At 62.9% G+C, this 22,916-nt stretch carries 21 protein-coding genes; 8 read left to right on the forward strand and 13 right to left on the reverse strand.

Translation table 11 applies throughout. From position 1 onward, the window contains the following. Nucleotides 1-83 precede the first annotated feature (83 nt). The 10 genes from DSOUD_RS03550 to ybgF form a co-directional block, all read right to left on the reverse strand. Nucleotides 84-1,469: a sodium-dependent transporter gene (locus DSOUD_RS03550; RefSeq protein WP_053549710.1), complete on the reverse strand. Its 1,386-nt coding sequence runs from the start codon at nucleotides 1,467-1,469 to the stop codon at nucleotides 84-86. Between the two features lies 1 nt (nucleotide 1,470). After that, a complete protein-coding gene (locus DSOUD_RS03555) occupies nucleotides 1,471-2,163 on the reverse strand; it encodes a YggS family pyridoxal phosphate-dependent enzyme (protein WP_053549711.1) in 693 nt (230 codons plus the stop codon). 143 nt (nucleotides 2,164-2,306) lie between these two features. After that, on the reverse strand, nucleotides 2,307-2,927 hold the full coding sequence (locus tag DSOUD_RS03560; RefSeq protein WP_053549712.1) for a Maf family nucleotide pyrophosphatase: 621 nt from the start codon (nucleotides 2,925-2,927) through the stop codon (nucleotides 2,307-2,309). An 89-nt stretch (nucleotides 2,928-3,016) separates the two neighbouring features. Further along, entirely contained in the window at nucleotides 3,017-5,059 is a 2,043-nt protein-coding gene (locus DSOUD_RS03565; RefSeq protein ID WP_053549713.1) for a diguanylate cyclase, read from the reverse strand. A gap of 143 nt (nucleotides 5,060-5,202) precedes the next feature. Continuing rightward, on the reverse strand, nucleotides 5,203-6,564 hold the full coding sequence (gene trmFO / locus DSOUD_RS03570; RefSeq protein ID WP_053549714.1) for a methylenetetrahydrofolate--tRNA-(uracil(54)-C(5))-methyltransferase (FADH(2)-oxidizing) TrmFO: 1,362 nt from the start codon (nucleotides 6,562-6,564) through the stop codon (nucleotides 5,203-5,205). Then, nucleotides 6,561-8,999, reverse strand: coding sequence for a type I DNA topoisomerase (topA, locus tag DSOUD_RS03575; RefSeq protein ID WP_053549715.1), 2,439 nt, complete (start codon nucleotides 8,997-8,999; stop codon nucleotides 6,561-6,563). Before topA ends, trmFO begins: the two co-directional genes overlap by 4 nt. 133 nt (nucleotides 9,000-9,132) lie before the next feature. Next, on the reverse strand, nucleotides 9,133-9,615 hold the full coding sequence (locus DSOUD_RS03580; protein WP_053549716.1) for a Smg family protein: 483 nt from the start codon (nucleotides 9,613-9,615) through the stop codon (nucleotides 9,133-9,135). Between the two features lie 14 nt (nucleotides 9,616-9,629). Further along, complete coding sequence (dprA, locus tag DSOUD_RS03585) at nucleotides 9,630-10,727, reverse strand: DNA-processing protein DprA (RefSeq protein WP_082351050.1); 1,098 nt, start codon at nucleotides 10,725-10,727, stop codon at nucleotides 9,630-9,632. Between the two features lie 269 nt (nucleotides 10,728-10,996). Continuing rightward, entirely contained in the window at nucleotides 10,997-12,031 is a 1,035-nt protein-coding gene (locus DSOUD_RS03590) for a LysM peptidoglycan-binding domain-containing protein (RefSeq protein WP_053549717.1), read from the reverse strand. 30 nt (nucleotides 12,032-12,061) lie between these two features. Beyond that, nucleotides 12,062-12,742: a tol-pal system protein YbgF gene (gene ybgF, locus DSOUD_RS03595; protein WP_053549718.1), complete on the reverse strand. Its 681-nt coding sequence runs from the start codon at nucleotides 12,740-12,742 to the stop codon at nucleotides 12,062-12,064. Between the two features lie 228 nt (nucleotides 12,743-12,970). On the opposite strand from ybgF, the gene DSOUD_RS03600 reads away from it, so the two are divergent. Then, entirely contained in the window at nucleotides 12,971-14,188 is a 1,218-nt protein-coding gene (locus tag DSOUD_RS03600; protein WP_053549719.1) for a peptidase U32 family protein, read from the forward strand. Between the two features lie 33 nt (nucleotides 14,189-14,221). Here the strand turns inward: DSOUD_RS03600 and DSOUD_RS03605 are convergent, their stop codons facing one another. Next, the gene (locus DSOUD_RS03605) at nucleotides 14,222-14,887 is read right to left on the reverse strand and encodes a metallophosphoesterase family protein (protein WP_198300358.1); all 666 of its coding nucleotides are present in this window, start codon (nucleotides 14,885-14,887) and stop codon (nucleotides 14,222-14,224) included. A gap of 272 nt (nucleotides 14,888-15,159) precedes the next feature. Between DSOUD_RS03605 and DSOUD_RS03610 the strand changes: the two genes are divergently transcribed. From DSOUD_RS03610 to DSOUD_RS03635, 6 genes are all read left to right on the forward strand, one after another. Next, nucleotides 15,160-15,897, forward strand: coding sequence for a hypothetical protein (locus DSOUD_RS03610; protein WP_053549720.1), 738 nt, complete (start codon nucleotides 15,160-15,162; stop codon nucleotides 15,895-15,897). A 267-nt stretch (nucleotides 15,898-16,164) separates the two neighbouring features. Further along, nucleotides 16,165-16,791: a methyltransferase family protein gene (locus DSOUD_RS03615; RefSeq protein ID WP_053549721.1), complete on the forward strand. Its 627-nt coding sequence runs from the start codon at nucleotides 16,165-16,167 to the stop codon at nucleotides 16,789-16,791. Nucleotides 16,792-16,879: 88 nt separating this feature from the next. Then, complete coding sequence (locus tag DSOUD_RS03620; protein WP_157671742.1) at nucleotides 16,880-17,779, forward strand: diacylglycerol/lipid kinase family protein; 900 nt, start codon at nucleotides 16,880-16,882, stop codon at nucleotides 17,777-17,779. Beyond that, nucleotides 17,776-18,288, forward strand: a complete 513-nt coding sequence (locus DSOUD_RS03625; RefSeq protein ID WP_053549723.1) for an NUDIX hydrolase — start codon at nucleotides 17,776-17,778, stop codon at nucleotides 18,286-18,288. The genes DSOUD_RS03620 and DSOUD_RS03625 overlap by 4 nt, the downstream gene beginning before the upstream one ends. Before the next feature lie 35 nt (nucleotides 18,289-18,323). Next, on the forward strand, nucleotides 18,324-19,205 hold the full coding sequence (nudC, locus tag DSOUD_RS03630; RefSeq protein ID WP_053549724.1) for an NAD(+) diphosphatase: 882 nt from the start codon (nucleotides 18,324-18,326) through the stop codon (nucleotides 19,203-19,205). A 369-nt stretch (nucleotides 19,206-19,574) separates the two neighbouring features. Beyond that, nucleotides 19,575-20,744, forward strand: a complete 1,170-nt coding sequence (locus DSOUD_RS03635) for an IS4 family transposase (RefSeq protein WP_053549677.1) — start codon at nucleotides 19,575-19,577, stop codon at nucleotides 20,742-20,744. A 155-nt stretch (nucleotides 20,745-20,899) separates the two neighbouring features. Here DSOUD_RS03635 and ald read toward each other — a convergent pair whose 3' ends face one another. Then, a complete protein-coding gene (gene ald / locus DSOUD_RS03640; RefSeq protein WP_053549725.1) occupies nucleotides 20,900-22,009 on the reverse strand; it encodes an alanine dehydrogenase in 1,110 nt (369 codons plus the stop codon). A gap of 107 nt (nucleotides 22,010-22,116) precedes the next feature. On the opposite strand from ald, the gene DSOUD_RS03645 reads away from it, so the two are divergent. Further along, the gene (locus tag DSOUD_RS03645; RefSeq protein WP_053549726.1) at nucleotides 22,117-22,365 is read left to right on the forward strand and encodes a DUF4911 domain-containing protein; all 249 of its coding nucleotides are present in this window, start codon (nucleotides 22,117-22,119) and stop codon (nucleotides 22,363-22,365) included. Nucleotides 22,366-22,524: 159 nt separating this feature from the next. On the opposite strand, the gene DSOUD_RS03650 is transcribed toward DSOUD_RS03645, so the two are convergent. Continuing rightward, the gene (locus DSOUD_RS03650) at nucleotides 22,525-22,908 is read right to left on the reverse strand and encodes an OsmC family protein (protein ID WP_053549727.1); all 384 of its coding nucleotides are present in this window, start codon (nucleotides 22,906-22,908) and stop codon (nucleotides 22,525-22,527) included. Between the last annotated feature and the right edge of the window lie 8 nt (nucleotides 22,909-22,916).

The raw sequence follows: 22,916 nt of genomic DNA on the forward strand, positions 1-22,916 counted from the left end.
ATATAGAAAACAGAATGGGGAATACAGAAGAGGGAAGAACTATTCTATATTCTGTGTTCTGTATTCTTCGTTCTATGTTTCTACTAAAACCATCCCCCCAGCCAGGTAAAGAGTCCGCTTTCCTTGGCTTTGAAATAGAGGACGACGGCGACGGCCAGGGGGGAGACGTAGCGGATCAGGAAGTGCCAGGTGGGGTAGACCCAGCCGGAGCCGCCGGCGACCAGTTCCTCCTTTTCCTTGCTGCCGCTCCAGAACCAGCCGACGTAGAGGGCGATGAGGAGACCGGCGATCGGCAGGAGGTAGTTGGAGGCGATGAGGTCGGCGGAATCGAAGAAGTTGCGCTCGCCGATGACTTCCCAGTCGGCGAGGGTGTTGTAGGAGAGGGCGGTGGGGATGCCGACCACGAAGGCGAGTCCGGCGAGAAAGACCGTGGCCTTTTTCCGGCTCCAGCCGCGTTCGTCGATGAAGTAGGCGACCTGGGCCTCGAGGAGAGAGATGTTGCTGGTCAGGGCGGCAAAGGCGAGGAGGAGAAAGAATACGATCGCCAGGAGAGCGCCGCCGGGGATCTGGGAGAAGACCACGGGGATGGTCTTGAAGACCAGGCCCGGGCCGGCCGCCGGTTCCATGCCGACGGAGAAGACCACGGAAAAGATCGCCAGTCCCGCCATCAGGGCGATGAGGGTGTCGAGGATCACCACCCGCAGGCTGGCCGCCAGCAGGTCTTCGGTCTTGTTGAGGTAGGAGCCGTAGGTGATCATCGCCGCCATCCCCAGGGAGAGGGTGAAAAAGGAGTGGCCGAGGGCTTCGAGGACCGAGCCGGCGGAAAGCTTGCTGAAGTCGGGGCGAAACATGAAGGCGAACCCTTCCCAGGCCCCCTTGCTGAGCATGCCGTTGATGAAGAGGAGACCGAGAAGAAGAAAGAGAATCGGCATCAGGATCTTGCTCCAGCGCTCGATCCCCTTCTGCACCCCGCCGATGACGATCCCCAGGCACAACAGGAGAAAGATCGCCTGCCAGATCAATTGCCGGGGGCCGTCGGCGATCAAGGTGCCGAACATCGATTCGATCGCTTCGGCAGGCTCTCCGCTGAAGCTGCCGATGAGGGCCCGGTAAACGTAGTCGAGGGTCCAGCCGGCGACCACCGAATAGTAGGAGCAGATGATGAAGGCCGCGATCACGCTCACCCAGCCGGCGGAGAGCCAGAAGGAGCGCTTCCCCTCGAGTTGGACGAAGGCGCCGACGGCGTCGCGCTGGGTGTGTCGGCCGATCATCAGTTCGGCCATCATGATCGGCAAGCCGACGATGGCGATACACCCCAGGTAGACGAGGACAAAGGCGCCGCCGCCGTTGTTGCCGGTGATGTAGGGGAACTTCCAGATGTTGCCGAGGCCGACGGCACTGCCGGCGGCGGCGAGAATGAAGCCGAGGCGGGAGGCCCACTGAGCCCGGGGCATGCCGATGTTTTTCATGTCAGTTCCTTTCCCTCTCGCCGAAAATCGCCGTGCCGACCCGCACCAGGGTCGCTCCTTCTTCGATGGCGACGGCAAAATCGTGACTCATCCCCATGGACAGCTCCTCCATGGCGACGCCGGGGAGTTTAAGTTCTTCGATGGTGAGCGCCAGTTGCCGCAGGCTGCGGAAGTAGGGGCGGACCTCTTCCGGGTCTTCACAGTAGGGGGGGAGGGTCATCAAGCCGCGGATGCGCAGGTGGGGGAGGAGACTGACGCGGCGCACAAGCTCTTCGAGTTCTTTGGCCGTCGTCCCCGACTTGCTCGCTTCTTCGCCGATGTTGACCTGGATGAGAATGGCGGCCGGCTCCTCCAGGGAGGCCCACTGGCGGTCGATCTCGGCGGCCAGCGAATAGCGGTCGACGGAGTGGATGAGAGCGGTGTGCCCCCTGAGGTATTTGACCTTGTTGCTCTGCAGGGCGCCGATGAAGTGCCATTCGAGAGGGAGGGCTATCGCCTCGGCCTTGGCGACGAACTCCTGAACGTAGCTCTCGCCGAAGAGGGTCTGCCCCGCGGCCGCTGCTTCCTCGATGAGGGAGACCGGTTTGGTCTTGGAGACAGCCACCAGGCGGACCGTCCGCGGGTCGCGGCCGCAGCGGCGGCAGGCTGTCTCGATCCCGGCGCGGATGGTCTGCAGGTTGGCTTTTAAGCTCATCGTTGAGGTGCTCCGCAACAGAAAAAATATTCACCCTGATGCACAGATGAATACAGAATCGCTTCTTCCTTCTTCTTTCTTCTTTCTTCCTTCTTCCTTCTTCCTTCTTCCTTCTTCTGTATTCTATGTTCTATGTTCTGTGTCTAGGCAAAGAGCCGGACCGCCCCGAGGCGCTCGAGCACCTCGATCACTTCGCAGAGGGGGAGTCCGACGACGTTGGTGTAGCTCCCCTTGATGGAGAGGACCATGAAGACGCCGATCCCCTGAATGGCGTAGGAGCCCGCCTTGTCGAAGGGTTCGCCGGTGGCAATGTACCCCGCGATCTCCGATTCTGTCAACTCCTTGAACCGCACAAGAGTGGAGACCGCTCCGGCCACCGTCGAGCCGGTCTGGCGATCGAAAACCGCGTATCCCGAGAGGACACGGTGGCTGCGCCCGGAGAGGGAGGCGAGCATGGCGGCGGCCTCTTCGGCATCCTTGGGCTTGCCGAGGATCGTCTCGTCGCGCAGCACGATGGTGTCGCTGCCGATGAACCAGCGTCCGGAAACCTCGGGGCGCCCGGCGACCTGGCGGGCCTTGTCCTTGCTCAGGCGGACCACATGCTCCTGCGGCGTCTCGCCGGGGATCTCCTCTTCCGGTGCGTCGCTGGCCACCACGGAAAAATGGAGGCCGACGGAGGCCAGCAGTTCGCGGCGTCGGGGGGAGGCCGAGGCCAGAACGAGCAGGGGCGCTCCTCCGGCGGTGTCGGCGGAATGGGGATTCATGGTTATTCCTGAGGCAAAAGGGTTGAAGGATGGGACAGGAGTGTAGCACAGTTGCGGAGGGGGCGGGGACGGGAAAAACGCCGGGCAGATCAGAGGTAGGAGATCTTCTCCCGGGGGACCATCGGTTCCGAGAGGACGATGCAGTTGCGTCCCTGGTCCTTGGCCTGGTAGAGGGCGACGTCCGCGGCGCCGAGAATGCTCTGCGCCGAGAGGCCGTTTTCAGGGTAGGCGGCGATGCCGAAGCTGGCCGTCAGGGTTCCCAGGGGTTGGCTTCCCTGGCGGGGGAAGGGCTCCGTTTCGATGGCCCTGCGCATCCGCTCGCCGACGTGCAGCGCTTCGCTGAGGCTGGCTCCGGGGAGGAGGACGCAGAATTCCTCGCCGCCGAAGCGGATGACGAGATCCATCTCCCGGGCGCTGCGCTGCAGAATACGGGCGGTCTGGCGCAATACCGCGTCTCCTGCGAGGTGGCCGCAGAGATCATTGTAGTTTTTGAAATGGTCGAGATCGATGAGCATCACCGCCAGCGACTCCTTCTTCCGGATGGCACGACTGATCTCGGCTTCGAAGCGTTCTTTGAGAAAACGGCGGTTGTAAAGTCCGGTGAGGGGGTCGGTGATGGTGAGGGCTTCGAGGTGTTTGGTTCGCTTAATGCTTTCGGCGCGTTCGATCAGGGCTCCGCTGTGGTCAAGGAGAGCACCGAGGAGTTTCTCCTCGGTGACGGTAAAGGGAGTCGTCGTCTCCCAGTCGGAGAGATTGAGGACGCCGATTATCCGCTTGCCGATCTTGAAAGGGAGGCTGATAAATGACTTGCTCTGGAAGCGGGGGCGGTTTGCCGCGGCGATGCGCGGGTCGTGCTCGATGTCCCGCACAAGAAGCATTTCACCCCGCTGGGCGACGCCCCCGGCGATCCCATGGCCGACGGGGATGCGCAGGTTGACGGCGAGCTCCCGGTTGATCCCCTTGCTGGCGGCGATGCGCAGGGTCTGCCCGGCGTTGTCGACGAGCATCAAAGACCCTTTTCGTGCTCTCAGAAGCTCTGTGGCCGCGTTCAGAACGCTCCCCAAAAGTTCGTTGCGGCTACGGGCGAGGGTCAGGGCGCCGAGCCTGTCCATGAAGCGGTTGGTAAGAAAGAGGTCGCGGCCGTGTTCCTGATCGTCCAGCAGCAGGCGGAGACGGATCGCCGCTCGGCTGACCAGCAGCTCCACAAGAACCAGCTCGCTGGAACTCAACCGGGGATCGGCAAGGAGCAGACACCCGGAAAAACGTCCGCCGGCGTTCAAGGGGAAGCAGACCAGACGCTTGACCTCGTACCCGGGGAGGAGTTGGGCCGCCCGTTCGCCGCTCAGAAGGAAATGTCTGCGCTCCGCCCCCCGGAGGAGGATGGAGCCGGTCTTGCCGTCGTGGTGCAGGGTTGGCGCCTGGTGGTCGAGGAGATCGCGTATGCTGACACCCCCGTCGGGGAGAGGGAGGGCGACGGCAATTCGCGACAAGGAGAAGAGGATGGTCAGGGACTCGCTGAGGAGGGCCAATACCCCTTCAGTCGAGGTCACCCGGTCGAGTTCGGGTCCGATGCCGGCGACACCGTTGAACAGGGTCAGTATCCGCTCCAGGGAGAGGGCGTGAAACTGGCCGTTGCCGAGGGATTCGAGGAGGAGATTGGCCTCTTCCGCCGTGCGGTGCATCTCCTCGAGGGATGTCGACGGCAGCTCTTCCCAGCTTTCAAGAAGGTCGATGCCGTTCACCCCCCGTTCCCTGGCGAGGCGTTCGAGACGGCCGATGTCGATGAACTTTTCACGGAAGCCTCCGCCGAGGAGAATATAGTCGACCGCGGGTTCGTGTTTGAAAGGGATGACGAAATAGAGGAGCCCGCCGGGGCAGCGGTAGACTCGGGGCCGGATCCGTGTCCCTCTCCAGTTGATTTTCGGCCGGCACACGCTCTGGCAGGGTTCAGTACAGAAAGGGCTCTCCGCGGCACTTCCGCAGAAGCGCTCGGTCTGGCCATGGCGGGCGAGGAGGATTTCGGCGTCGTTGTAGAGGGCCAGGCTGTAACGGGAGAGGACGGCATGATCCCGAAGAACCGATAGGAGTTCGCCGGGCGGGAGAGGACGGATGGGTAAGAATTTTTCGTGCATCGCTTTTCCGGCTCTTGGGGATGAGTACGGTGGACGCCGGAGGATTCCAGACTGAAGCAGAAAAAAGCTTGTTATCCGAGTCCGTTGAAATTCCGAATTAAATACCATTGCCGAGAGGGAAAAGCAAGCGCGATAAGGCTGTATTAATGTGCAAATTGTTTGCTGTCTGGGCTCCGCCACCACTCCCCGAGATCGGCCAGGGCCCGTTCGGCCATGGCCAGGCGCCGGTCGGCCCGCTTCATTTTGCGCCCTTCGAGGGGGGGGAAGAGGCCGTAGTTGACGTTCATCGGCTGGAATCCTTCCGGGGAGGAGTCGGCCAGGTGGGCCAGGAGGGCGCCGAGGGCGGTGGTCGGCGGGGGAAAGGAAACGCTTTTTCCCTCAGCCAGGCGCGGGGCGAAGAGCCCGGCGAGAAAGCCGCAGGCCGCCGACTCGACGTACCCTTCGACGCCGGTGATCTGCCCGGCAAAGAGGATGCGCGGCTCGCTTTTGAGCTGCAGGGAGCGGTTCAGACACGCGGGAGCGTTGACGAAGGTGTTGCGATGGACGTTGCCGAGACGGGCGAAGACGGCGTTTTCCAGCCCGGGAATGGTGCGGAAGATGCGGCGCTGTTCCGGGTAGGTGAGCTTGGTCTGGAAGCCGACGAGATTGTAGAGGGTGGCGTGGCGGTTGTCCTGGCGGAGCTGGATCACCGCAAAAGGCTCCCGGCCGGTGCGGGGATCGGGGAGTCCCACCGGCTTCATCGGCCCGAAGGCCAGGGTCAGATCCCCGCGAACGGCCATCTCCTCGATGGGCATGCACCCTTCGAAGTGGATCATCTTTTCGAAATCGCGGGCGGGAACCTTCTCCGCGGCCTTGAGGGCTTCGACGAAGGCGAAGTACTCCTCCTTCGAGAGGGGGCAGTTGATGTAGTCGTCCCCCCCCTTGCCGTAGCGGGAGGCCCGCCAGGCCCTGTCGAAGTTGATGGAGTCGGCCTCGACGATGGGAGCGATGGCGTCGTAGAAGTAGAGGTGTTCGCTGCCGGTGAGCCGGGCGATCTCCTGGGAGAGGGGCTCGGAGGTCAGGGGGCCGGAAGCGACGATGACCGTCCCCTCGGCGGGGAGGGTGGTGATCTCCTCGCGGCGCACCCGGATGCGGGGGTGTGCTTCGACCTTCTCCGTCAGGTAGGCGGCAAAGGCGTCGCGGTCGACGGCCAGGGCTCCGCCGGCGGGGACCTCCGTGGCGTCGGCCGCCGCCATGATCAGGGAGCCACAGCGGCGCAACTCTTCCTTGAGGCAGCCGACGGCGTTGTTCATCCCCGCTCCCCGCAGGCTGTTGGAGCAGACGAGCTCGCCGAGGTTCGGGGAGTGGTGGGCCGGGGAAAAGCGCTGAGGCTTCATTTCGAAGAGGGTGACCTCGGCCCCGGCGCCAGCCGCCTGCCAGGCGGCCTCGCAGCCGGCCAGGCCGCCGCCGATGATGGTGATGGGGGGCGAGGCGTCGCTGTTCACTGACGGAGGAGTGGCGATCATTCCGGTTTTTTCTTCTTCGCCGGGACGGCGACTTTCCTGGGTACAGCTCCCGCGGCAGCCGTCGTTTTGGTCGGCGCCTTCTTAGCCGGCGCTTTCTTGACCGGTTCCTTCTTGTCTGCCGGCGCTTTGGCCGGTGCCTTTTTGGCCGCCGCCTTTTTCTCCGGCTCCACCAGCACCAGGCGGTAGTCGCAGGTCTCGGTGGGGCATTTGCGGTAGGTGCCGTCGCGCTTGGTGACTTTTTCGACGATCACCGGATGGCCGCACTTGGGGCAGGGTTCGTTGATCGGCAGGTCCCAGAGGGCGTACTTGCACTGCGGATAGCGGTTGCAGGAGTAGAAGATCTTGCCGTAGCGGCTCTTCTTCTCCATCATCTCCCCTTCCTTGCATTCGGGGCAGGTGATGCCGAGGGCCTTCGGCTTGATCAGGGGCTGGATGTTCTTGCAGGCCGGATAGGCGCTGCAGGCGAGAAACTTGCCGAAACGTCCCATCTTGATGAGCATCGGCGCCCCGCATTTGTCGCATTTCTCCTCGGAGAGGACCGGTTCTTCCTGCTCCTCGCCGGAGAGGGGCTCGGTGTGGCGGCATTCGGGAAATCCGGAGCAGGCGAGAAACTTCCCCGAGCGCCCGAGCTTGACCACCAGCGGCTTGCTGCATTCGGGGCAGAGCTTGTCGGTCTTCTCGGTGGTGACGTCCTCCTTGGAGACTTCCTGCTCCTTCTGCTTGAGGAGGGCGATGAAGGGATCCCAGAAGCCGCGCAGCACCGGGCGCCACTGCTCTTCGCCGCGGGAGATGGCGTCGAGGTCCTCCTCGAGCTTGGCGGTGAAGTCGTAGTCCACGTACTGATGGAAGTGTTTGACGAGGAGGTCGCTGACCACCATGCCGACGTCCTCGGGAAAGAAGGCGCGTTTTTCCAGGCGCACGTACTTGCGGGTCACCAGGGTGTTCATGATCGAGGCGTAGGTCGAGGGGCGGCCGATGCCGTATTCTTCCAGGGTCTTGACCAGGCTCGCTTCGGTATAGCGGGGAGGGGGCTGGGTGAAGTGCTGCTCGGGATAAAGCTCCCCTCGCTCGACTCCTTCCCCCTCGTTGATGAGAGGGAGAAGCCCCTCGGCCTTCTCCTCGGCCTCGTCGGTCCCCTCGATGTAGAGCTTCATGAAGCCGGGGAAGCGGATCACTTGGCCCGAGGCGCGGAAGGTGAACTCCCGGGGGGCGCCGGGGGTCGAGCCGATGTCGACGGTGGTGGCGTCGAGGATGGCCGAGGCCATCTGCGAGGCGACGGTGCGGGTCCAGATCAGGCTGTAGAGGCGATGCTGGTCCGAGCTGAGAAAGGGCTTGACCTTGTCCGGGGTGTTGATGATCGCCGTCGGCCGCACCGCCTCGTGGGCCTCCTGGGCGTTTTTTGCCTTGCTCTTGTAGACCCGCGGTTTCTCCAGGGCGTACTCCTTGCCGAAGACCCGGGTGATGACCTCTCTCGCCTCGTCCGTCGCCTCTTCGGAGAGGGCGACGGAGTCGGTCCGCATGTAGGTGATCAGGCCGACGTCCCCCTGGCCGATGTCGATCCCCTCGTAGAGTTTCTGGGCGGTGGTCATCGTCTTGCGGGCGGAGAAGCCGAGTTTGCGGCTCGCTTCCTGCTGCAGGGTGCTGGTGGTGAAGGGGGCGGCGGGGTTACGCTTCTTTTCGCTGCGCGCCACCGAAGTCACGGCGAAGCGGGACTTTTCGAGATCGGCCACCAGAGCTTCGGCCTCGGCCGTCGTGGCGATGGCGAACTTGTCGAGCCTTTCGCCGCCGACGGCGTGCAGGCGGGCGCGGAACGGTTCTTTGCGCTCCGTCGCCATGTCGGCTTCAATGGTCCAGTATTCCCGGGGGTCGAAGCCCTGGATCTCCTTTTCCCGGTCGCAGATCAGGCGCAGGGCCACCGACTGCACCCGTCCGGCGGAGAGTCCGTAACGGATCTTCTTCCACAGGAAGGGGGAGAGGTTGAAGCCGACCAGGTAGTCGAGGATCGATCGGGCCTGCTGGGCGTCGACGAGGTCGCGGGCGATGTGCCGCGGTTCCTCCATCGCCTTGAGGATCGCCTTTTTGGTGATCTCGTGAAAGGTGACCCGCTTGACGACCGGGGAGGTGCTCTCTTCGGAGATCTCCAGGGCTTCGAGCAGGTGCCAGGCGATGGCTTCCCCTTCGCGGTCGAGGTCGGTGGCGAGGATCAGTTCGGAGCTGCGGGCGGCTTCCTTTTTCAGCAGGTCGACGTGCTTCTTGCTCTCGGGGAGGATATGGTATTTGGGTTCGAAGTCGTTGGCGATGTCCACCGATCCCTGCTTGCTGGGGAGGGCGCGCACATGGCCGTAGGAGGCCAGGACCTTGAACCCCTTGCCGAGAAATTTCTCGATGGTTTTTGCCTTGGCCGGCGATTCGACGATCACGAGGGTCTGTGCCATGGGGGCCTCAATGGGGTCAGCGGCGGGATGGGCCGGTCGGGGCGTCTATCTCCCCGGTCGGTCTGCGGCGGTGCCGCCTGACAAAAGGTCAAAGAAAAAGGCTGCAGGGTACCCCCGCAGCCCGGTTGTGTTGCTAGTGATACAGCCGCGACCAGTCGTTGTCCAGTATGCAGTCGACCTCCCTGCGCCACTGGTCATGGGAACGGGCGAACACGGTGAAGGCGGTGATGGTTTTCAACTCGCTCAGGGAGACCTCGTCTTCGGCGCCGTCGAGGGCCTTTTCAAGGATTTCCTCTTCGGTGTCGTCATCGAGAATCCCCATGGTCCGCAGTTGCACCAGAAATCCGCGGGCCTCCCGGGAGAGGTTGCGGTTCTCCTCGGCGGTGAAGACCCGGTGGGTGGAAAGGGCGAGGGGGGCCGAGGCCTTGGGGGGGGCGTGGAGGGAGAGATTTTCCATCCAGCTGAAGGCCGCATCGATCTCTTCCGATTCGAACCCTACGGCCAGCAGCTCTTCGACGATTTCCGACTCGCTGAGAAAGCCGCGGTCTTCCATCACGTACTGGGCAATGATGCTGACGATGGCCAGAACCCGCTCTTTTTGAGGATCTTTCGTCATGGATTCCCGCGCCGTCAAGGTCGCCTGTTGCGGATAAACCGTGCCCCGGGGAGTTGTTCGACACCTCCCTGGAGTTCCAAGTGCAGTAAAATAGCGGAAACCTCCATGGGTGTCAAGGCGCTTTTCCTCGCCAGATCGTCGATGTGAAGGGGAATTTCTTCGAGATTCCGGTAGAGTTCGAGGGGCTTTCCGGAGAGGGTGGCGGCGAAGGCATCCTCCCGGGTTCGTGCCGCGGCCGACGGCAGGGCGGGCCAGAGGACCTCGAGGATGTCCCCCACCTCCGTCACCAGATGGGCGCCCTCCTTGAGAAGACGGTTGACCCCCTCGCTGGCCGGGGCATAGACGGGACCGGGGACGGCGAAGACCTCCCGCCCCTGTTCCAGGGCAAAGTCGACGGTGATCAGCGAGCCGCTCCCCAGGGCCGCCTCCACCACCAGCACGCCGCGGCACAGGCCGCTGATGATGCGGTTGCGTCCGGGAAAGTGGCCGGGGAGCGGCGGGGTGTCCGGCGGGTACTCGGAGATCACCGCGCCTTCGGCGGCGACCCGGTTGAACAGGTCCGCGTTTTCCGGCGGATAGATGCGGTCGATGCCGCAGCCGAGAACGCCGACCGTCGGACCTCCGCCAGCGAGGGCTCCCTGGTGGGCCGCCGTATCGATCCCTCGCGCCAGGCCGCTGACCACGGCGATCCCCCGGCTGGCGAGTTCGCGGCAGAGCTCAAAGGTCAGGCGCTGGCCGGCGGGGGAGGCCCGGCGGGCGCCGACCACCGCCAGGGCGTCGCCTGGCGGCAGCGTGCCGCGGAGATAGAGGAGGGCGGGGGGGTCGTGAATTTTCCGCAGCAGGGAGGGGTACCGCGTTTCATCGCCGAGGGGGATGATCCGGACGGCGAGACGGCGGAGGCGCTCGGCGGCTTCGACGAACAGGGGGGCATCTTCCTTCGGGAGGGCGGATGCGACGGCGGGGCGGATGCCGGCCCGATCACGCCAGGCCGAGGGTCCGGCGTCGAGGATCTCCCCGGGAGAGCCGAAGGCCTCCTGCAGGCGGAGGAGGCCGGCCCGGCCGAGGCCCGGGGTCAGGTGGAGGCGCAGCCACCCGAGTTCATCCTTGGTCATCGTTCTCTCCCTGCTTGTAGAAAAAAACGGAAGCACAATCCAAAAATGGAACACCCATAAAAGGGCTTATCAACGCTGAGGCGCCGAGGAAGGAGAGACGCGGAGAGGGTCCCTCTCTGATCATTTGTTCCCGGTTATCGGCTCTTCTCTGTGGCCTCTGTGACTCTGTGGTTAAGTTTGTCTTTGAGCGGCCTGCAAATAAAAGGGATTGAAGTTCCCTTCAATCCCTTTGTTGTTTGTTCACATCGACTCAGGGCCAGCGCCCCTTGTTATTCGGTCACGGTGGTGACCTTATCGCCGCGGTAGATGGCGTCCGCCGACTTGAGGAGGAGGGCCGAGGCGGTGTGGGCGCGGGTTTCGAGAACCACGGCCGATCCGAGGAGCATGTCGGGAAGCTGAAGCTGGTCTCCCTGCAGGCCGAGGTCGCTTGCCTGGCGCTGGCGGGAGACGTAGAGCATGTTGCCGGCCTGGAGCCCGTCGAGGGCGCCGAGGTCGAGGTGAATGATGTCGTGCTGGCCGAGAGCAATCTTGCCGTCGCCGCTGCTGATGACGACTCCGTCGAGGCTGCGGTCGGCCCTCTTCAGAACAATCTCCATCAGAGGCGCCTGGTAGGGGAGGAGGAGGGCGCCGCGGTGCACTTCCCTGAAGGTGTAGTCGATCACGGCCGTGGCAATGCGCGGATGGACTTCGGTGATCTTCAGGCTCCCCAGGTCGGCGATCTGGTAACCGATCAGTTTGTCGGTGAGGGGATGACGGATTTCTTTGCCGATTTCGACCAGGGAGAATTTGTCGCCGGGACGGGTGGCGGAGAGCTCCTTCATGTCGACGAAGACCGTTTCCCCTTCGCCCATCAGGATGCGGTTGTCGACGGTGTCGACGATGGTGCCGAGGGCGTCGAGTTCTTCGAGGGTGACAAACCCCTGGCCGCCTCCGGCGGTCTTGATGGTGATCGACTCGACGGGCTCGGGGAGCTCCTGCCTCCACTCTTCCATCGCCGGCGGCGTCTCGACGATTTCCTGCGCCGGGATTTCGCCGCCGTCGGTTTCGGGGAGGACCGGGACGATTTCAATGCGGCCGTCGCGGATGGCGACGGTCTGCCCGGGGTAGATGAGGTGCGGATTGGTGATGAAGGGGTTGTTGGCCCAGAGGTTCGGCCAGTAGTAGGGGTCGGTGATAAACTTCTGCGAAATCCCCCAGAGGGTGTCCCCCTTTTTGATGACGTAGGTTTTCGTTTCCCCTTTGGCCCAGGCGGAGAGGGGGAGGATCAACAGGCAAATCAGAATCAGCGCTTTTCGGACAGTCATTCAATCCCCCTATCGGAATTCTTCGGTTTGTTATTCGCCCTGCCGGGACTTCTTTGCCGCGTCGCTGTTCGGATAAAGCCGACGCAGGACCTGGAGCGTTTCCCTGGCCTGTTCCATCTGGTGCAGCTCCAGTTGTGCCGCCGCCGTTTTCAGCAGGGCCTCGGGGGCCTTGCCCCCCTGGGGATAAAGGTCGACGACCTTGCGGAATTCTTCTATGGCGCGCGGGTAACGCTGCAGGGAGTAATAGCATTCTCCGAGCCAGAACTGGGCGTTACCGGCATATTCGCTGTTGGGGTAGGTCTTGAGAAACGCTTCGAAACCGAGGATCGACTGGGGGTAGCGCCCGGCGGCGTAATCGGCGAAGGCCTTGAGATAGATGTCCGTCGGCGATCCTGCCCCGGGGGCGAGGGAGGCCAGGACGTCCCCATTCTCCCCTGGTGCGGTCATTTCCCCGCCTTCGGTGACTTTTCCCGTCCCGGCGGCGCCGCGCAGCTGTTCGAGGACCTTCTGCTGGTCCTGAACCCGGGCTTCCATGAGGAGGAGGTTGTCCTGGGTCCGCTCCAGCTGGCGGGCGAGGTCACGCTGGTCCTGGCGGAGCCGGGCCAGCTCGCTCTCGAATCCGGCCCCTCCCGGAGAGGCCGGATTCAGGGCGCAACCGGTCGCAGCAAAAGCGAAAATGGCCAGGACGAAAGAAGCAATGAGGGTGCGCATGGTCGGTTGGTCTCCACTGCCGGATGCCGCAGAGGGCGCCGGGAAAATTTGGGTAAAAATTATAAGGTTTTTAAGGTCTTGTCAAGGAGGAAAGCCTGCGGGGACAGGGAGAAGGAAGCAAGGAGAGGGGAGAGGGGAGAAGGGAGAAAGAAGGGATATGGGACATGGGGCTAACGGCGGCGGGGCGGTTTGTGTTATTCTCCCGAAAATTTCAGGGAGGATACCGTGATGTCCCAGCCGGAACTGCTCGTCCCCGCCGGGGATATGGAAAAACTCGAAACCGCCCTCGACTACGGCGCCGATGCCGTCTATCTCGGCGGCGAGGGGTTCGGGCTCAGGGCCCTGGCCGGAAACTTCACCCTCGACGGCCTGGCCCGCGCCCGGGAATTGACCGCCGCCCAGGGGAAGAAGCTTTATCTGACCCTCAATGCCTATCTGCGCCCCGGGGACTTTGCGCCCCTGGCCGCCTACCTCGAAAAGCTGCGGGGGCTCGATCTCGACGCCTATATCGTCTCCGACCCCGGGGTCCTTGCCTTGGTGCGCGAAGTCGATCCGCAGCGGGAGATCCATCTCTCCACCCAGGCCAACACCACCAACGCCGGGGCCGCCCGTTTCTGGCAGGAGGCGGGCGTCAAACGGGTCAATCTGGCCAGAGAACTGACACTCGAGGAGATGGCGGCGGTGAGAGACGGCTGCGATGTGGAACTCGAAGTCTTCGTCCACGGCGCTCTCTGCGTTGCCTACTCGGGGCGCTGCCTCCTCTCTGCCGCTCTGGCCGGGCGCAGCGCCAACCAGGGGTTGTGCGCCCACCCCTGCCGCTGGGGATACGCCCTCATGGAAGAGACCCGTCCCGGGGAATTCTTTCCCGTCGAGGAGGACGGCCGGGGAACCTACATCCTCAATTCCAGGGATCTCTGCCTGGTGGAGCACCTCCCCGAACTGCTGCGCGCCGGGGTGAACAGCCTGAAGATCGAGGGGCGGATGAAGAGCCGCTATTACGTGGCGGCGGTGACCCGGGTTTACCGGGACGCCCTCGACCGCTATTTGACCGCTCCCGAAACCTGGCAGGTCGATCCCCGCTGGCGGGACGAGCTGGAAAAGATCAGCCACCGCCCCTACGACCGCGGCTTTCTCTTCGGCGGTCGCGATCCCCTGATCCACGCCGCCGATTCCCGTTATCTGCGGGCCCACGATTTTGTCGGCGTGGTGTTGGAGGCCGAGGGGGGCCAGGGTCTGGTGGCGGGTCGCAACCGCTTTTTCGCCGGGGAAACCCTCGAGCTCATCGGTCCCGAGATGCGCCAGATCTCCTTCGAGGTCGGGCCTCTGACCGGCCCGCAGGGGGAGACTTTGGCCGCCGGGCAGCCCAACGGCCGCATTGTCATGGCGCTGCCGCCGGATGCCCGCCCCGGCGATCTGTTGCGGAGGGCGGTGAAGGCTGAAGGCTGAAGGCTCACAGCTTCCAGCTTCCGTCTGACAACCCTATGGGCAGGACCAGAGGCGGAGCATCTCCACGTCGCAGCAGGTCAGAGAGCGGCCGTAGACGGCGCCGGTGTCGAGGCCGATCCGGGTCGCGGAGAGAAGAGGCTGCATCAGGGGGGTGTGGCCGAAGACCACGGTTTTTCCCCAGTCGTAGTCCGAGTCGAGAAAGTCGTCGCGGATCCATAGCAGGTCCTCTTCCCGTTGCGCCTCGAGGGGAACCCCCGGACGGAGTCCGGCGTGGACGAAGATGAAGCGTTCGGTGGCGTAGGTCCGGGGGAGGGACCGGAAAAAATCGAGATGCCGACCGGGGACGCGGATCCCCCCCTCCTCCCGGTAGCTCTCCAGGGTGCTGGCGCCGCCGTTGGCCAGATAGAGATCCTGGTTGCGCCCGGCGAGAAAGTCGAGGAACATCGCCTCGTGGTTCCCCTTGAGGAAGACCGTCTGCGGAAAACGCTTTGCCAGGGCGAGGAGGGTGTCGATCACCCCTTTACTGTCCGGGCCCCGGTCGATATAATCGCCGAGAAATATCAGCCGGTCGGCTTCCGAGGGAACGACCCTCTCCAGTAACCCTTCGAGGCTGGTACGGCAGCCGTGGATGTCCCCCACCGCCAGGAGGCGCCCCCGGTTCCGGTCCTCTTCGGCAGCCATGGGCAGAGGATTGACCATGAATTTTGCTCCTTTGTCCCTATTTTACCCTTTCTGCCTGCATCCGGCGGCAGTTGGCATTATTATCGCAGTCCTATAGATCCGTTGCCGATTTGCCAGAAACCAAAAAGATCCACCACGGAGGCACAGAGACACAGAGTAAAGGCCAAATCAGGCATTGGGTTCCTGTCTCTGTGTCTCTGTGGTAAAAAAGCATTTTAACAGGATTTTAATGTCGTTGGCTGTTGTTCACCGTACCTATCTCTGATGGACCCTAACCAAGGAGGAATTTCATGAAACGCATTGTCCTGACACTGCTGGTCACCCTGCTGGCGACCGGAACGGCCTTTGCTGCCAAGTACGACCTCAAGTTCGCCACCGATTTCGCCAACGACCAGTTCAAGAGCTTTGCCCGCGAGGCGGGGGCGATGGCCGCCTACCGCGGTGTCGCTCCGGCCGAGCCCCAGGGGATCACCGGCTTCGACATCGGCGTCGAGGCCAGCTTCGTCGACATCGATTCGAGTGTCTGGAACGAGGTCCTCACTGAGACCAACGATCCCCCGAGCTACCTGGTCGTCCCGCGACTTCACGTCCGCAAGGGACTCCCCTTCAACATCGACGTCGGCGCCATGTACGCCCAGGTCCCCGACAGCAACATCGCCCTCTGGGGCGGCGAGCTGCAGGTGGCGCTCCTCGAAGGGGGCGCGGCGACCCCGGCCCTGGCCCTGCGCGGCAGCTACAGCTCCCTGGAAGGGGTCGACGATCTCGACCTTCAGACCTACGCCGCCGATGCCGTCCTGTCCAAGGGTTTCCTGATGTTCACCCCCTATATCGGTGCCGGCGTGGTGCAGATCGAGGCCGAATATACCGGCAACAATGCGACGCTGCAGGCCAACCTGCAGGACCAGAGCCTCACCGAGGCGCGCTATTTCGCCGGCGTCCAGGCCTCCCTGGCCCTGCTGCGCCTCACCGGCGAGGTCGAGTACCTGGAGCGCCCCATCTACACCGTCAAGGTCAGCCTCGGCTGGTAATCACCGCTGCGACCTCTTCTCCCGGTGCGGCAGGGCCAGAGGCCCTGCCGCACTTTTTTTGCCCGCCGCTCTTCCGGCACACCCCGACGAGCAAGCCGGCCCCGCTCCGGGGCGGCGACGGGGTTTTGGGGTGAGGGCGGGGGGGCGGTGATTTTTTTTAGGACTTTCCCTTCAGGGTGAAGTAAAATGCCGCCTCCGGGAATTCACCCGGCGGCGGCCGCATTTCCGAGAGTCGCTTCCTACATGCTGAAATGGAGATCTACACACATGCAACAGGGGAACTTCTTGCTCACCGTCCGCAAGATGCGCACCAAGGCGATGAAAGTGGCCGGCGTCGGGGCCATCCTGGCGCTCCTCTTCACCAGCCCCCTTTGGCCGATGGACTCGCTTGCCTACCTGGTTTTCCAGTCCGTCGGTTATCTGCTGGTGGTCATCGGCGCTCTCGGGCGGCTCTGGTGCATCTTTTACATCGCCGGGCGCAAATGCCGGGAACTGGTCACCGCCGGACCCTACGCCATGTGCCGCAACCCTCTCTACCTCTTCAGCTTCGCCATCGGGCTCGGGGCGACGATGATCTTTCAGAATCTGATCGTTCTGATCCTCTTCATCGTCTTCTTCATCGTCTTTCACACCGCGGCGGTGACCGTCGAAGAGGGGGATCTCGGGGCGGCCTTCGGCGAGGATTTCAAAAATTACTGCCAGCATGTGCCGCGCTTCTTCCCCAAGGTCTGGAACCTCTCCGGCAGCATCAGGGAGGTCCCGTCGGTGTCGGCCAGTACCCGTCACGTTTTCCGGGGGCTCCTCGATACCATCCTCTTTTTGCTCATTCCGGTCTTCGCCCAATTCTTCCTGCTCCTCTATCAGAGAGGGATCCTTCCGCTGACGGGGAACTGACCCGGACCCCGGAGCGATCCCTTTCCGGTCTGCCGCTTCTTCGCGGGGTGCCAAAGCGCCCCGCATGCTTTTCTGGAGCCTTCCGCTGATGACTGACCCCAGAAAGACACTCAAGCTGATCGCCAACCCGGTGGCCGGCGGCGACGCTCGCCTCCGTATCGAGGAAGCCCGGAAGTTCTTCGAGGAGGCCGGGTATGTCGTCGATCTGACCCTCACGGAGAAGCGGGGAGACGCCCGCCTTGCCGCCGCCGCGGCCCGCACCGGCGACTTTGAGCGGCTCGTCGTCGCCGGCGGCGACGGCACCCTCAACGAAGCGATCAACGGCCTGGCTCCCAGCACCCTCCCCCTGGCTTTTCTCCCCCTGGGGACCACCAACGTTCTGGCTCTGGAGGCGGGGATTCCGAAGGGCCTGGCAGACGCCTGCCGCCTCGCTCTGGCGGGGACACCGACTCCGGTGGCTCTCGGTCGGGCGGGGGAGGCGCGCTTTCTGCTCATGGCCGGGATCGGTTTCGATGCCGAGGTGGTGGCCCGGGTCAGCACGACCCTCAAGCGCCGGGTCGGCAAACTGGCGTATGCCGTCAGCGCCCTTTTGACTCTGCTGCGTCATCCCCCGGCGCCGATGGAACTTTGTCTCGACGACGGCCGTTGCCGGACCGGGTATGGAGCCATCATCGGCAATGGCCGCCTCTACGGCGGACGCTTCTCCATCACCCGCGACGCCTCCCTGCAGGAGCCCTCCCTCGACGTCTGTCTCTTCTGCCGCCCCGGTCGACTCCCCCTGCTGAGGAGCGCCCTGCGCGTGGGTCTCGGCCGCCCCCTGAGAGCGCCCGATGTCGCCCTGTTCAAGACGACCGCCCTTACCCTGAGGGGAGAGGGGGTCGCGGTGCAGATCGACGGCGACAGCCACGGTGGCCTCCCCATGAACTTCAGTGTGACGGCCGGAGAACTCCTCCTGGTTCTCCCCCCTGCCTCAGGAGAGGTCGCATGAGCCATCGTCCCCTCTTCAGCGGCCGGATCGTCACCCTGGATATTGAGGAGCACAGGCTCCCCGACGGCCGCCGCGCCCCCTTCGAGATCGTGCGCCATCCCGGAGGCGCGGCGGTTCTCCCTCTTCTTGATGACGGCCGGGTGGTGCTGATCCGCCAGTTTCGTCCCGCCATCGGCGCCATGGTCCTGGAAATCCCCGCCGGACGTCTCGAGGTCGGCGAGGCGGCCGAGGAGTGCGCCCGTCGCGAGCTCGCCGAGGAAGTCGGCTACCGTGCCGGGCGCCTGGAAAAACTCGGGGAGATGCTCAGCTCCGTCGGTTTCTGCGACGAGCGGATTTATCTCTTCCTCGGCTGCGACCTCGAAGCCGTCCCTGCCGCGCCGGAGCCCGACGAGTTCATCGAGGTTCTTACCCTCTCCCTGGAGGAGGCCCTGGCCGCCCTGCATTCCGGAGAGATCGCCGACGGCAAGACCCAGCTCGCCCTCCTGCTGGCCCGGGAGCGCCTCGCCTGATTTCCCTCCTCCCTCCCCATTCAACGGTAAAGACCATGACTCCGCTCCCCGATTTCTATCCCTCCCCCCTTCATCTCCCCTTCAACAGCACGGCCCTGCAGCGGGACTTCGTCCTCGCTCCCCCCGACGCCGACCCTGGCGGTCCCGGCTTCTCGGTCCTGCTGCGCGGCGGCGACCTGCTGGTCGAGCCGGCCGGAGGGGGGTATCGCCTCCCCTCCGGCCCTTTTCCTTTGGGAGCCGGCGAAGGGGAGATCGCCCCCCTCTATCTCGGCCTCTGGCAGGGGCGCCCCTGCCGGGCTCTCTCCTGGCCCAGGGACCGGGAGGTTCCTTCGGGGCTGGTGGCCGAGAGCCTCCTGGCCGCCGAGCCGCAGCTCTCCATCGAGCTCCTGTCCCTCGGCGGAACGGCGGGGCAGATTCTTCACTGGGAGAAAAACAGCGTCTGCTGCTCCCGCTGCGGTTTCGCGACGCTCCCCGTCCCCGGAGAATGGGGGAAGAAGTGCTCCGGCTGCGGCTATGCCCATTATCCCCACATCCACCCCTGTGTGATCGTTCTGGTGCGCCGCGGCAAGGAGCTCCTGTTGACGCGCAAGGCCGAATGGCCTCCCGGGCGTTACAGTCTGGTGGCCGGCTTTGTCGATTTCGGCGAGTGCTTCGAGGAGGCGGTGGTGCGGGAGGTGCGGGAGGAGACGGGGATTGAGGTGCGGGATGTGCGTTATCTCGGCTCCCAGTGCTGGCCCTTCCCCAGCCAAGTGATGGCGGGGTTCGTCGCCGATTATGCCGGAGGGGAGGTGGTGGTGGAGGAAAAAGAGCTGGAGGACGTCCGCTGGTTTTCGCCGGAGGCCCTCCCGCAGCTCCCGCCGCGGCGCAGCATCGCCCGCTATATCATCGACAGGGCACTTGCGGGGGATTGGACTTAAACAAAAAATTCAACGTCTTTAACGACCCTTCTCCGCGTCTTTGCGTCTCTGCGTTAAAAGCTTTTTCAACTTTGCACTTTCCTGACAAAAAAAACCCCGGGTGGGGAACCCGGGGGGCCGCTAAAATATCTCTTTTCGGGGATCAGCCGACTCTGGAGGAGGTTTTATGGCTAAAGAAGAGATATTGCGAAAAGCAGAATACGGAACACAGAAAACAGAATATAGAACACTACTGTCCGGTTAACTTTGAATGTACGTCGATAACCTACTGAAAATTATAGTACTTTGGCTCAACTGTTCTTTTCTCGATTTGAAATCGCTTCACCCCGCCCGCGAGTGATATCTTCCTGACACTTCAGGAGGGCATCCATGAACGCTGGCCAGACCGTTTTCAGACAGCTACTTCAGTTTCTCCCGCGTCACGAGTTCAACCTCTGTGCCCGACGGTATCGCGGCGAGTACCGGGCCAAAAGCTTTACTGCATTTGACCAGTTCCTGTGCCTGGCTTATGCCCAGCTATCGGGTCGCGAGAGCTTGAGGGATATCGAAACGTGCCTGAACTCTCATCGGGAGAAGCTCTACCACATCGGATTTCGTGGCGCTGTCTCCCGCTCCACCCTTGCCGACGCCAACGAGCGCCGGGATTGGCGCATTTTTCAGGATTTCGGCCAAGTCCTGATCGGCATGGCACAGCAGCTGTACCGGGATGAGCCCTTGGCCATCGAGTTGAAGCAGCCACTGTTCGCCTTTGACTCGACGACCATTGACCTCTGCCTCACCCTGTTTCCGTGGGCCGAGTTTCGCACGACCAAGGCAGCGGTCAAGATGCACACGCTCATTGACTTGCGCGGCATCATCCCCACGTTTGTGGCCGTGACAACCGGCAAAGTACATGACGTCAAGATGCTTGACGAAATGCCCGTCACCGAAGAGGCCATCTACACGATGGACCGCGGCTACGTAGATTTTGCCCGGCTCTATGCCATTCACCGACAGGGCGCCTTCTTCGTGGTGCGGGCCAAGGACAACCTACGCTACCAGCGGTTGTACTCTTTGCCCAAGGACAAGGAGGCCGGCGTCCGAGCCGACCAAGTGATTGCCTTGGTCACCCAGAAATCGAAAAAGGGTTACCCGGAGAGATTGCGCCGGGTCAGTTATGTTGATAAAGAGCGAAACAAGCGGCTTGTATTCCTCACCAACCACTTTGAAATTGGAGCCACAACGGTTGCAGACATCTATAAACAGCGCTGGCAAGTGGAGCTATTCTTCAAGTGGATCAAACAGCATCTACGAATAAAAGCGTTCTACGGGACTTCTATCAATGCGGTCAAGAGCCAGATATGGGTAGCTCTTTGCATATATCTACTTGTGGCGATCGCTAAAAGGCAGCTTAGCATCAAATGTACTCTCTACACTTTTTTGCAGATCCTGGAGGTCAATCTGTTCGAGAAAAAGCCCATTTCATCGTTGGTTGCGGAAGCGCTCAAGCAGATTCCAGACACCCAAGATTATAACCAGCTGAATTTATTCGGCTATTAACCGGACAGTAGTGAATATAGAATATAGAAGTTTGAAGTTAGATCCTCTGGCAAAATCGAGAGGTGAGTGGAACCTCCTTCGGCAATTTGCGGAGGGCAGGAGACCGGCAGTGCTTTTCTTCTTAATTCTATATTCTGTATTCTACATTCCTCATTTTACGTAGTTTCATACGGGCGCCAGCCCAGCCCGAGGGCCCGGGCCACCGTGGCGCTGCAGAGGGTTCCCTTATGGGTGTTGACTCCCCGGCGCAGGGCTTCGTCGGCGGCCGTCGCCGCCGCCAGGCCGCTTGCGGCAATTTTGCGAACGTAGGGGAGGGTGGCGTTGGTCAGGGCGTAGGTGCTGGTACGGCTCACCGCTCCCGGCATGTTGGCGACGCCGTAGTGGAGCACCCCGTCGACGGAGTAGACCGGGTCGTCGTGGGTCGTCGGCCGGGTCGTCGCCACGCAGCCACCCTGGTCGACGGCCACATCGACGATCACGCTTCCGGCGCTCATGGCGCCGACCATCTCCCGGCTCACCAGCATCGGCGCCCGGGCGCCGGCGACCAGGACCGCGCCGATGAGGAGGTCGGCTCGGAGCGCCTCGTCCTCGATATTCTGCGAATTGGAGATCAGGGTGTGGATCCGGTTGCCGTAATGCTCGTCGAGGGCCGCCAGTCGCGCCGGGTCGATGTCGAGGATCGTGACGTCTGCCCCCATGCCGACGGCGATGCGCAGGGCGTTGCTCCCCACGGTCCCGGCGCCGAGGATCGCCACTCTTCCGGGGCGCACCCCCGGGGCTCCGGCCAAAAGGACCCCCTTGCCGCCGTTTTCCTTCTGCAGATAGTGGGCGCCGACCTGTACCGCCATCCGTCCGGCCACTTCGCTCATCGGCAGGAGCAGGGGGAGGGTGCCGTCGGCGCGCTCCACCGTTTCGTAGGCGACTCCGGTGACCTGCCGCTGCAGCAGGGCGGCGGTCAGTTCCGGCGCCGGCGCCAGGTGCAGGTAGGTGAAGAGAATCGACCCCGGACGCAGCCGCGGGTATTCTTCGGGGAGCGGTTCCTTGACCTTGACGATCATCTCCCCCCTGGCATATAGTTCCTCGGCGGTTTCGGTCAGGAGGGCTCCGGCGCGGCGGTATTCTTCGTCGGCGATACCGCTGCCGATTCCTGCCCCGATTTCGATGAGAATGCTGTGGCCGTCTTCCGTGAGGGCGCGCACCCCGGCCGGGGTCATGCCCACCCGGTATTCCCGGGTCTTGATTTCCTTGGGGACGGCGACGATCATTTTAATCCCACTAAATAATGTTTAGGCAAAATATCGTTTCGGATCTTGCCCGTCAAGGAAAAACAGCGGGCCGGACCGACTCTCCCTCTCCGCCTTTCGGAGCGAACATGGATTCACCGCTGAGCAAACGCTACTACCGGCTCTCCCGCGCATCGATTGGTTATCTGCGCTTCATACTCGAAAGCTACGACGGACTCCTCTTTGCCCGCACCCTCGATTCCGTCGGCGCCCTGGTGGAAATCGCCTACCCCCCCTCCCGCGCCGTCGATGCTGAAGCCCTGCTGACGGCTCTGTCCGCCGAAATCCCCCTCCTCGAAGTCCCGCCGCCCCCGGCGGAGGATTACCGCCCGCTCTGATCTCATCCCGGTCCGAAATTGCCACCAAGAGAAGGCCTTTATCTGCGTACAATAATCCTGATTTTTCTCTGGTTGAGAATTGGGCCTGATCAGGTATGGATTTGTGTTTTTTCTCTGTGTCTCCGTGTCTCTGTGGTGAATGCCCCTGCTTTCTGCCCCTTAGCCTGCTGTCACCTCGAAGGCCGGTGGATCGAGAATGGCCCGCTTGACGCTGCACTGGTCCGTCGCCTTGATGATGGCGCCGCGGTACTTTTCGGGGAAATTTTCGGGTAGATCGATGTGGATGCGCACCGTCGCCAGGCGGTGACGTTCGGGGTCTCGCACGTTCTCCAGGGTGAGTTTCAGGCCGGTGGTGTCAATCTGTCGCTGCTGGCAGAAACGGAGGGCGAAGAACCCGGCGCAGTTTCCCAGGGAGGCGAGAAAGAGGTCGAAGGGGGAGGGGGCGCTGTTCTCGCCGCCGCCGCTCTCCGGCTGGTCGCTGCGGATGACGAAATTGTCGTAGCGGGCCTCGACGGCGACGCCGCCGGGAAAGGTGATTTCCATGATTCGTT

The organism is Desulfuromonas soudanensis (genome assembly GCF_001278055.1).
Classification (GTDB): Bacteria; Desulfobacterota; Desulfuromonadia; order Desulfuromonadales; family WTL; genus Deferrimonas; species Deferrimonas soudanensis.

Bases quoted from the DNA above. Each gene is read 5' to 3' on its own strand.
- DSOUD_RS03590 (WP_053549717.1), bottom strand. From the start codon at position 12,031: ATGACTGTCCGAAAAGCGCTGATTCTGATTTGCCTGTTGATCCTCCCC.
- DSOUD_RS03600 (WP_053549719.1), top strand. From the start codon at position 12,971: ATGTCCCAGCCGGAACTGCTCGTCCCCGCCGGGGATATGGAAAAACTC.
- DSOUD_RS03625 (WP_053549723.1), top strand. From the start codon at position 17,776: ATGAGCCATCGTCCCCTCTTCAGCGGCCGGATCGTCACCCTGGATATT.
- DSOUD_RS03635 (WP_053549677.1), top strand. From the start codon at position 19,575: ATGAACGCTGGCCAGACCGTTTTCAGACAGCTACTTCAGTTTCTCCCG.
- DSOUD_RS03560 (WP_053549712.1), bottom strand. From the start codon at position 2,927: ATGAATCCCCATTCCGCCGACACCGCCGGAGGAGCGCCCCTGCTCGTT.
- DSOUD_RS03620 (WP_157671742.1), top strand. From the start codon at position 16,880: ATGACTGACCCCAGAAAGACACTCAAGCTGATCGCCAACCCGGTGGCC.
- DSOUD_RS03645 (WP_053549726.1), top strand. From the start codon at position 22,117: ATGGATTCACCGCTGAGCAAACGCTACTACCGGCTCTCCCGCGCATCG.
- nudC (WP_053549724.1), top strand. From the start codon at position 18,324: ATGACTCCGCTCCCCGATTTCTATCCCTCCCCCCTTCATCTCCCCTTC.
- DSOUD_RS03650 (WP_053549727.1), bottom strand. From the start codon at position 22,908: ATGGAAATCACCTTTCCCGGCGGCGTCGCCGTCGAGGCCCGCTACGAC.
- ybgF (WP_053549718.1), bottom strand. From the start codon at position 12,742: ATGCGCACCCTCATTGCTTCTTTCGTCCTGGCCATTTTCGCTTTTGCT.
- trmFO (WP_053549714.1), bottom strand. From the start codon at position 6,564: ATGATCGCCACTCCTCCGTCAGTGAACAGCGACGCCTCGCCCCCCATC.
- DSOUD_RS03580 (WP_053549716.1), bottom strand. From the start codon at position 9,615: ATGACGAAAGATCCTCAAAAAGAGCGGGTTCTGGCCATCGTCAGCATC.
- DSOUD_RS03605 (WP_198300358.1), bottom strand. From the start codon at position 14,887: ATGGTCAATCCTCTGCCCATGGCTGCCGAAGAGGACCGGAACCGGGGG.
- DSOUD_RS03610 (WP_053549720.1), top strand. From the start codon at position 15,160: ATGAAACGCATTGTCCTGACACTGCTGGTCACCCTGCTGGCGACCGGA.
- DSOUD_RS03565 (WP_053549713.1), bottom strand. From the start codon at position 5,059: ATGCACGAAAAATTCTTACCCATCCGTCCTCTCCCGCCCGGCGAACTC.
- ald (WP_053549725.1), bottom strand. From the start codon at position 22,009: ATGATCGTCGCCGTCCCCAAGGAAATCAAGACCCGGGAATACCGGGTG.
- DSOUD_RS03550 (WP_053549710.1), bottom strand. From the start codon at position 1,469: ATGAAAAACATCGGCATGCCCCGGGCTCAGTGGGCCTCCCGCCTCGGC.
- DSOUD_RS03615 (WP_053549721.1), top strand. From the start codon at position 16,165: ATGCAACAGGGGAACTTCTTGCTCACCGTCCGCAAGATGCGCACCAAG.
- dprA (WP_082351050.1), bottom strand. From the start codon at position 10,727: ATGACCAAGGATGAACTCGGGTGGCTGCGCCTCCACCTGACCCCGGGC.
- DSOUD_RS03555 (WP_053549711.1), bottom strand. From the start codon at position 2,163: ATGAGCTTAAAAGCCAACCTGCAGACCATCCGCGCCGGGATCGAGACA.
- topA (WP_053549715.1), bottom strand. From the start codon at position 8,999: ATGGCACAGACCCTCGTGATCGTCGAATCGCCGGCCAAGGCAAAAACC.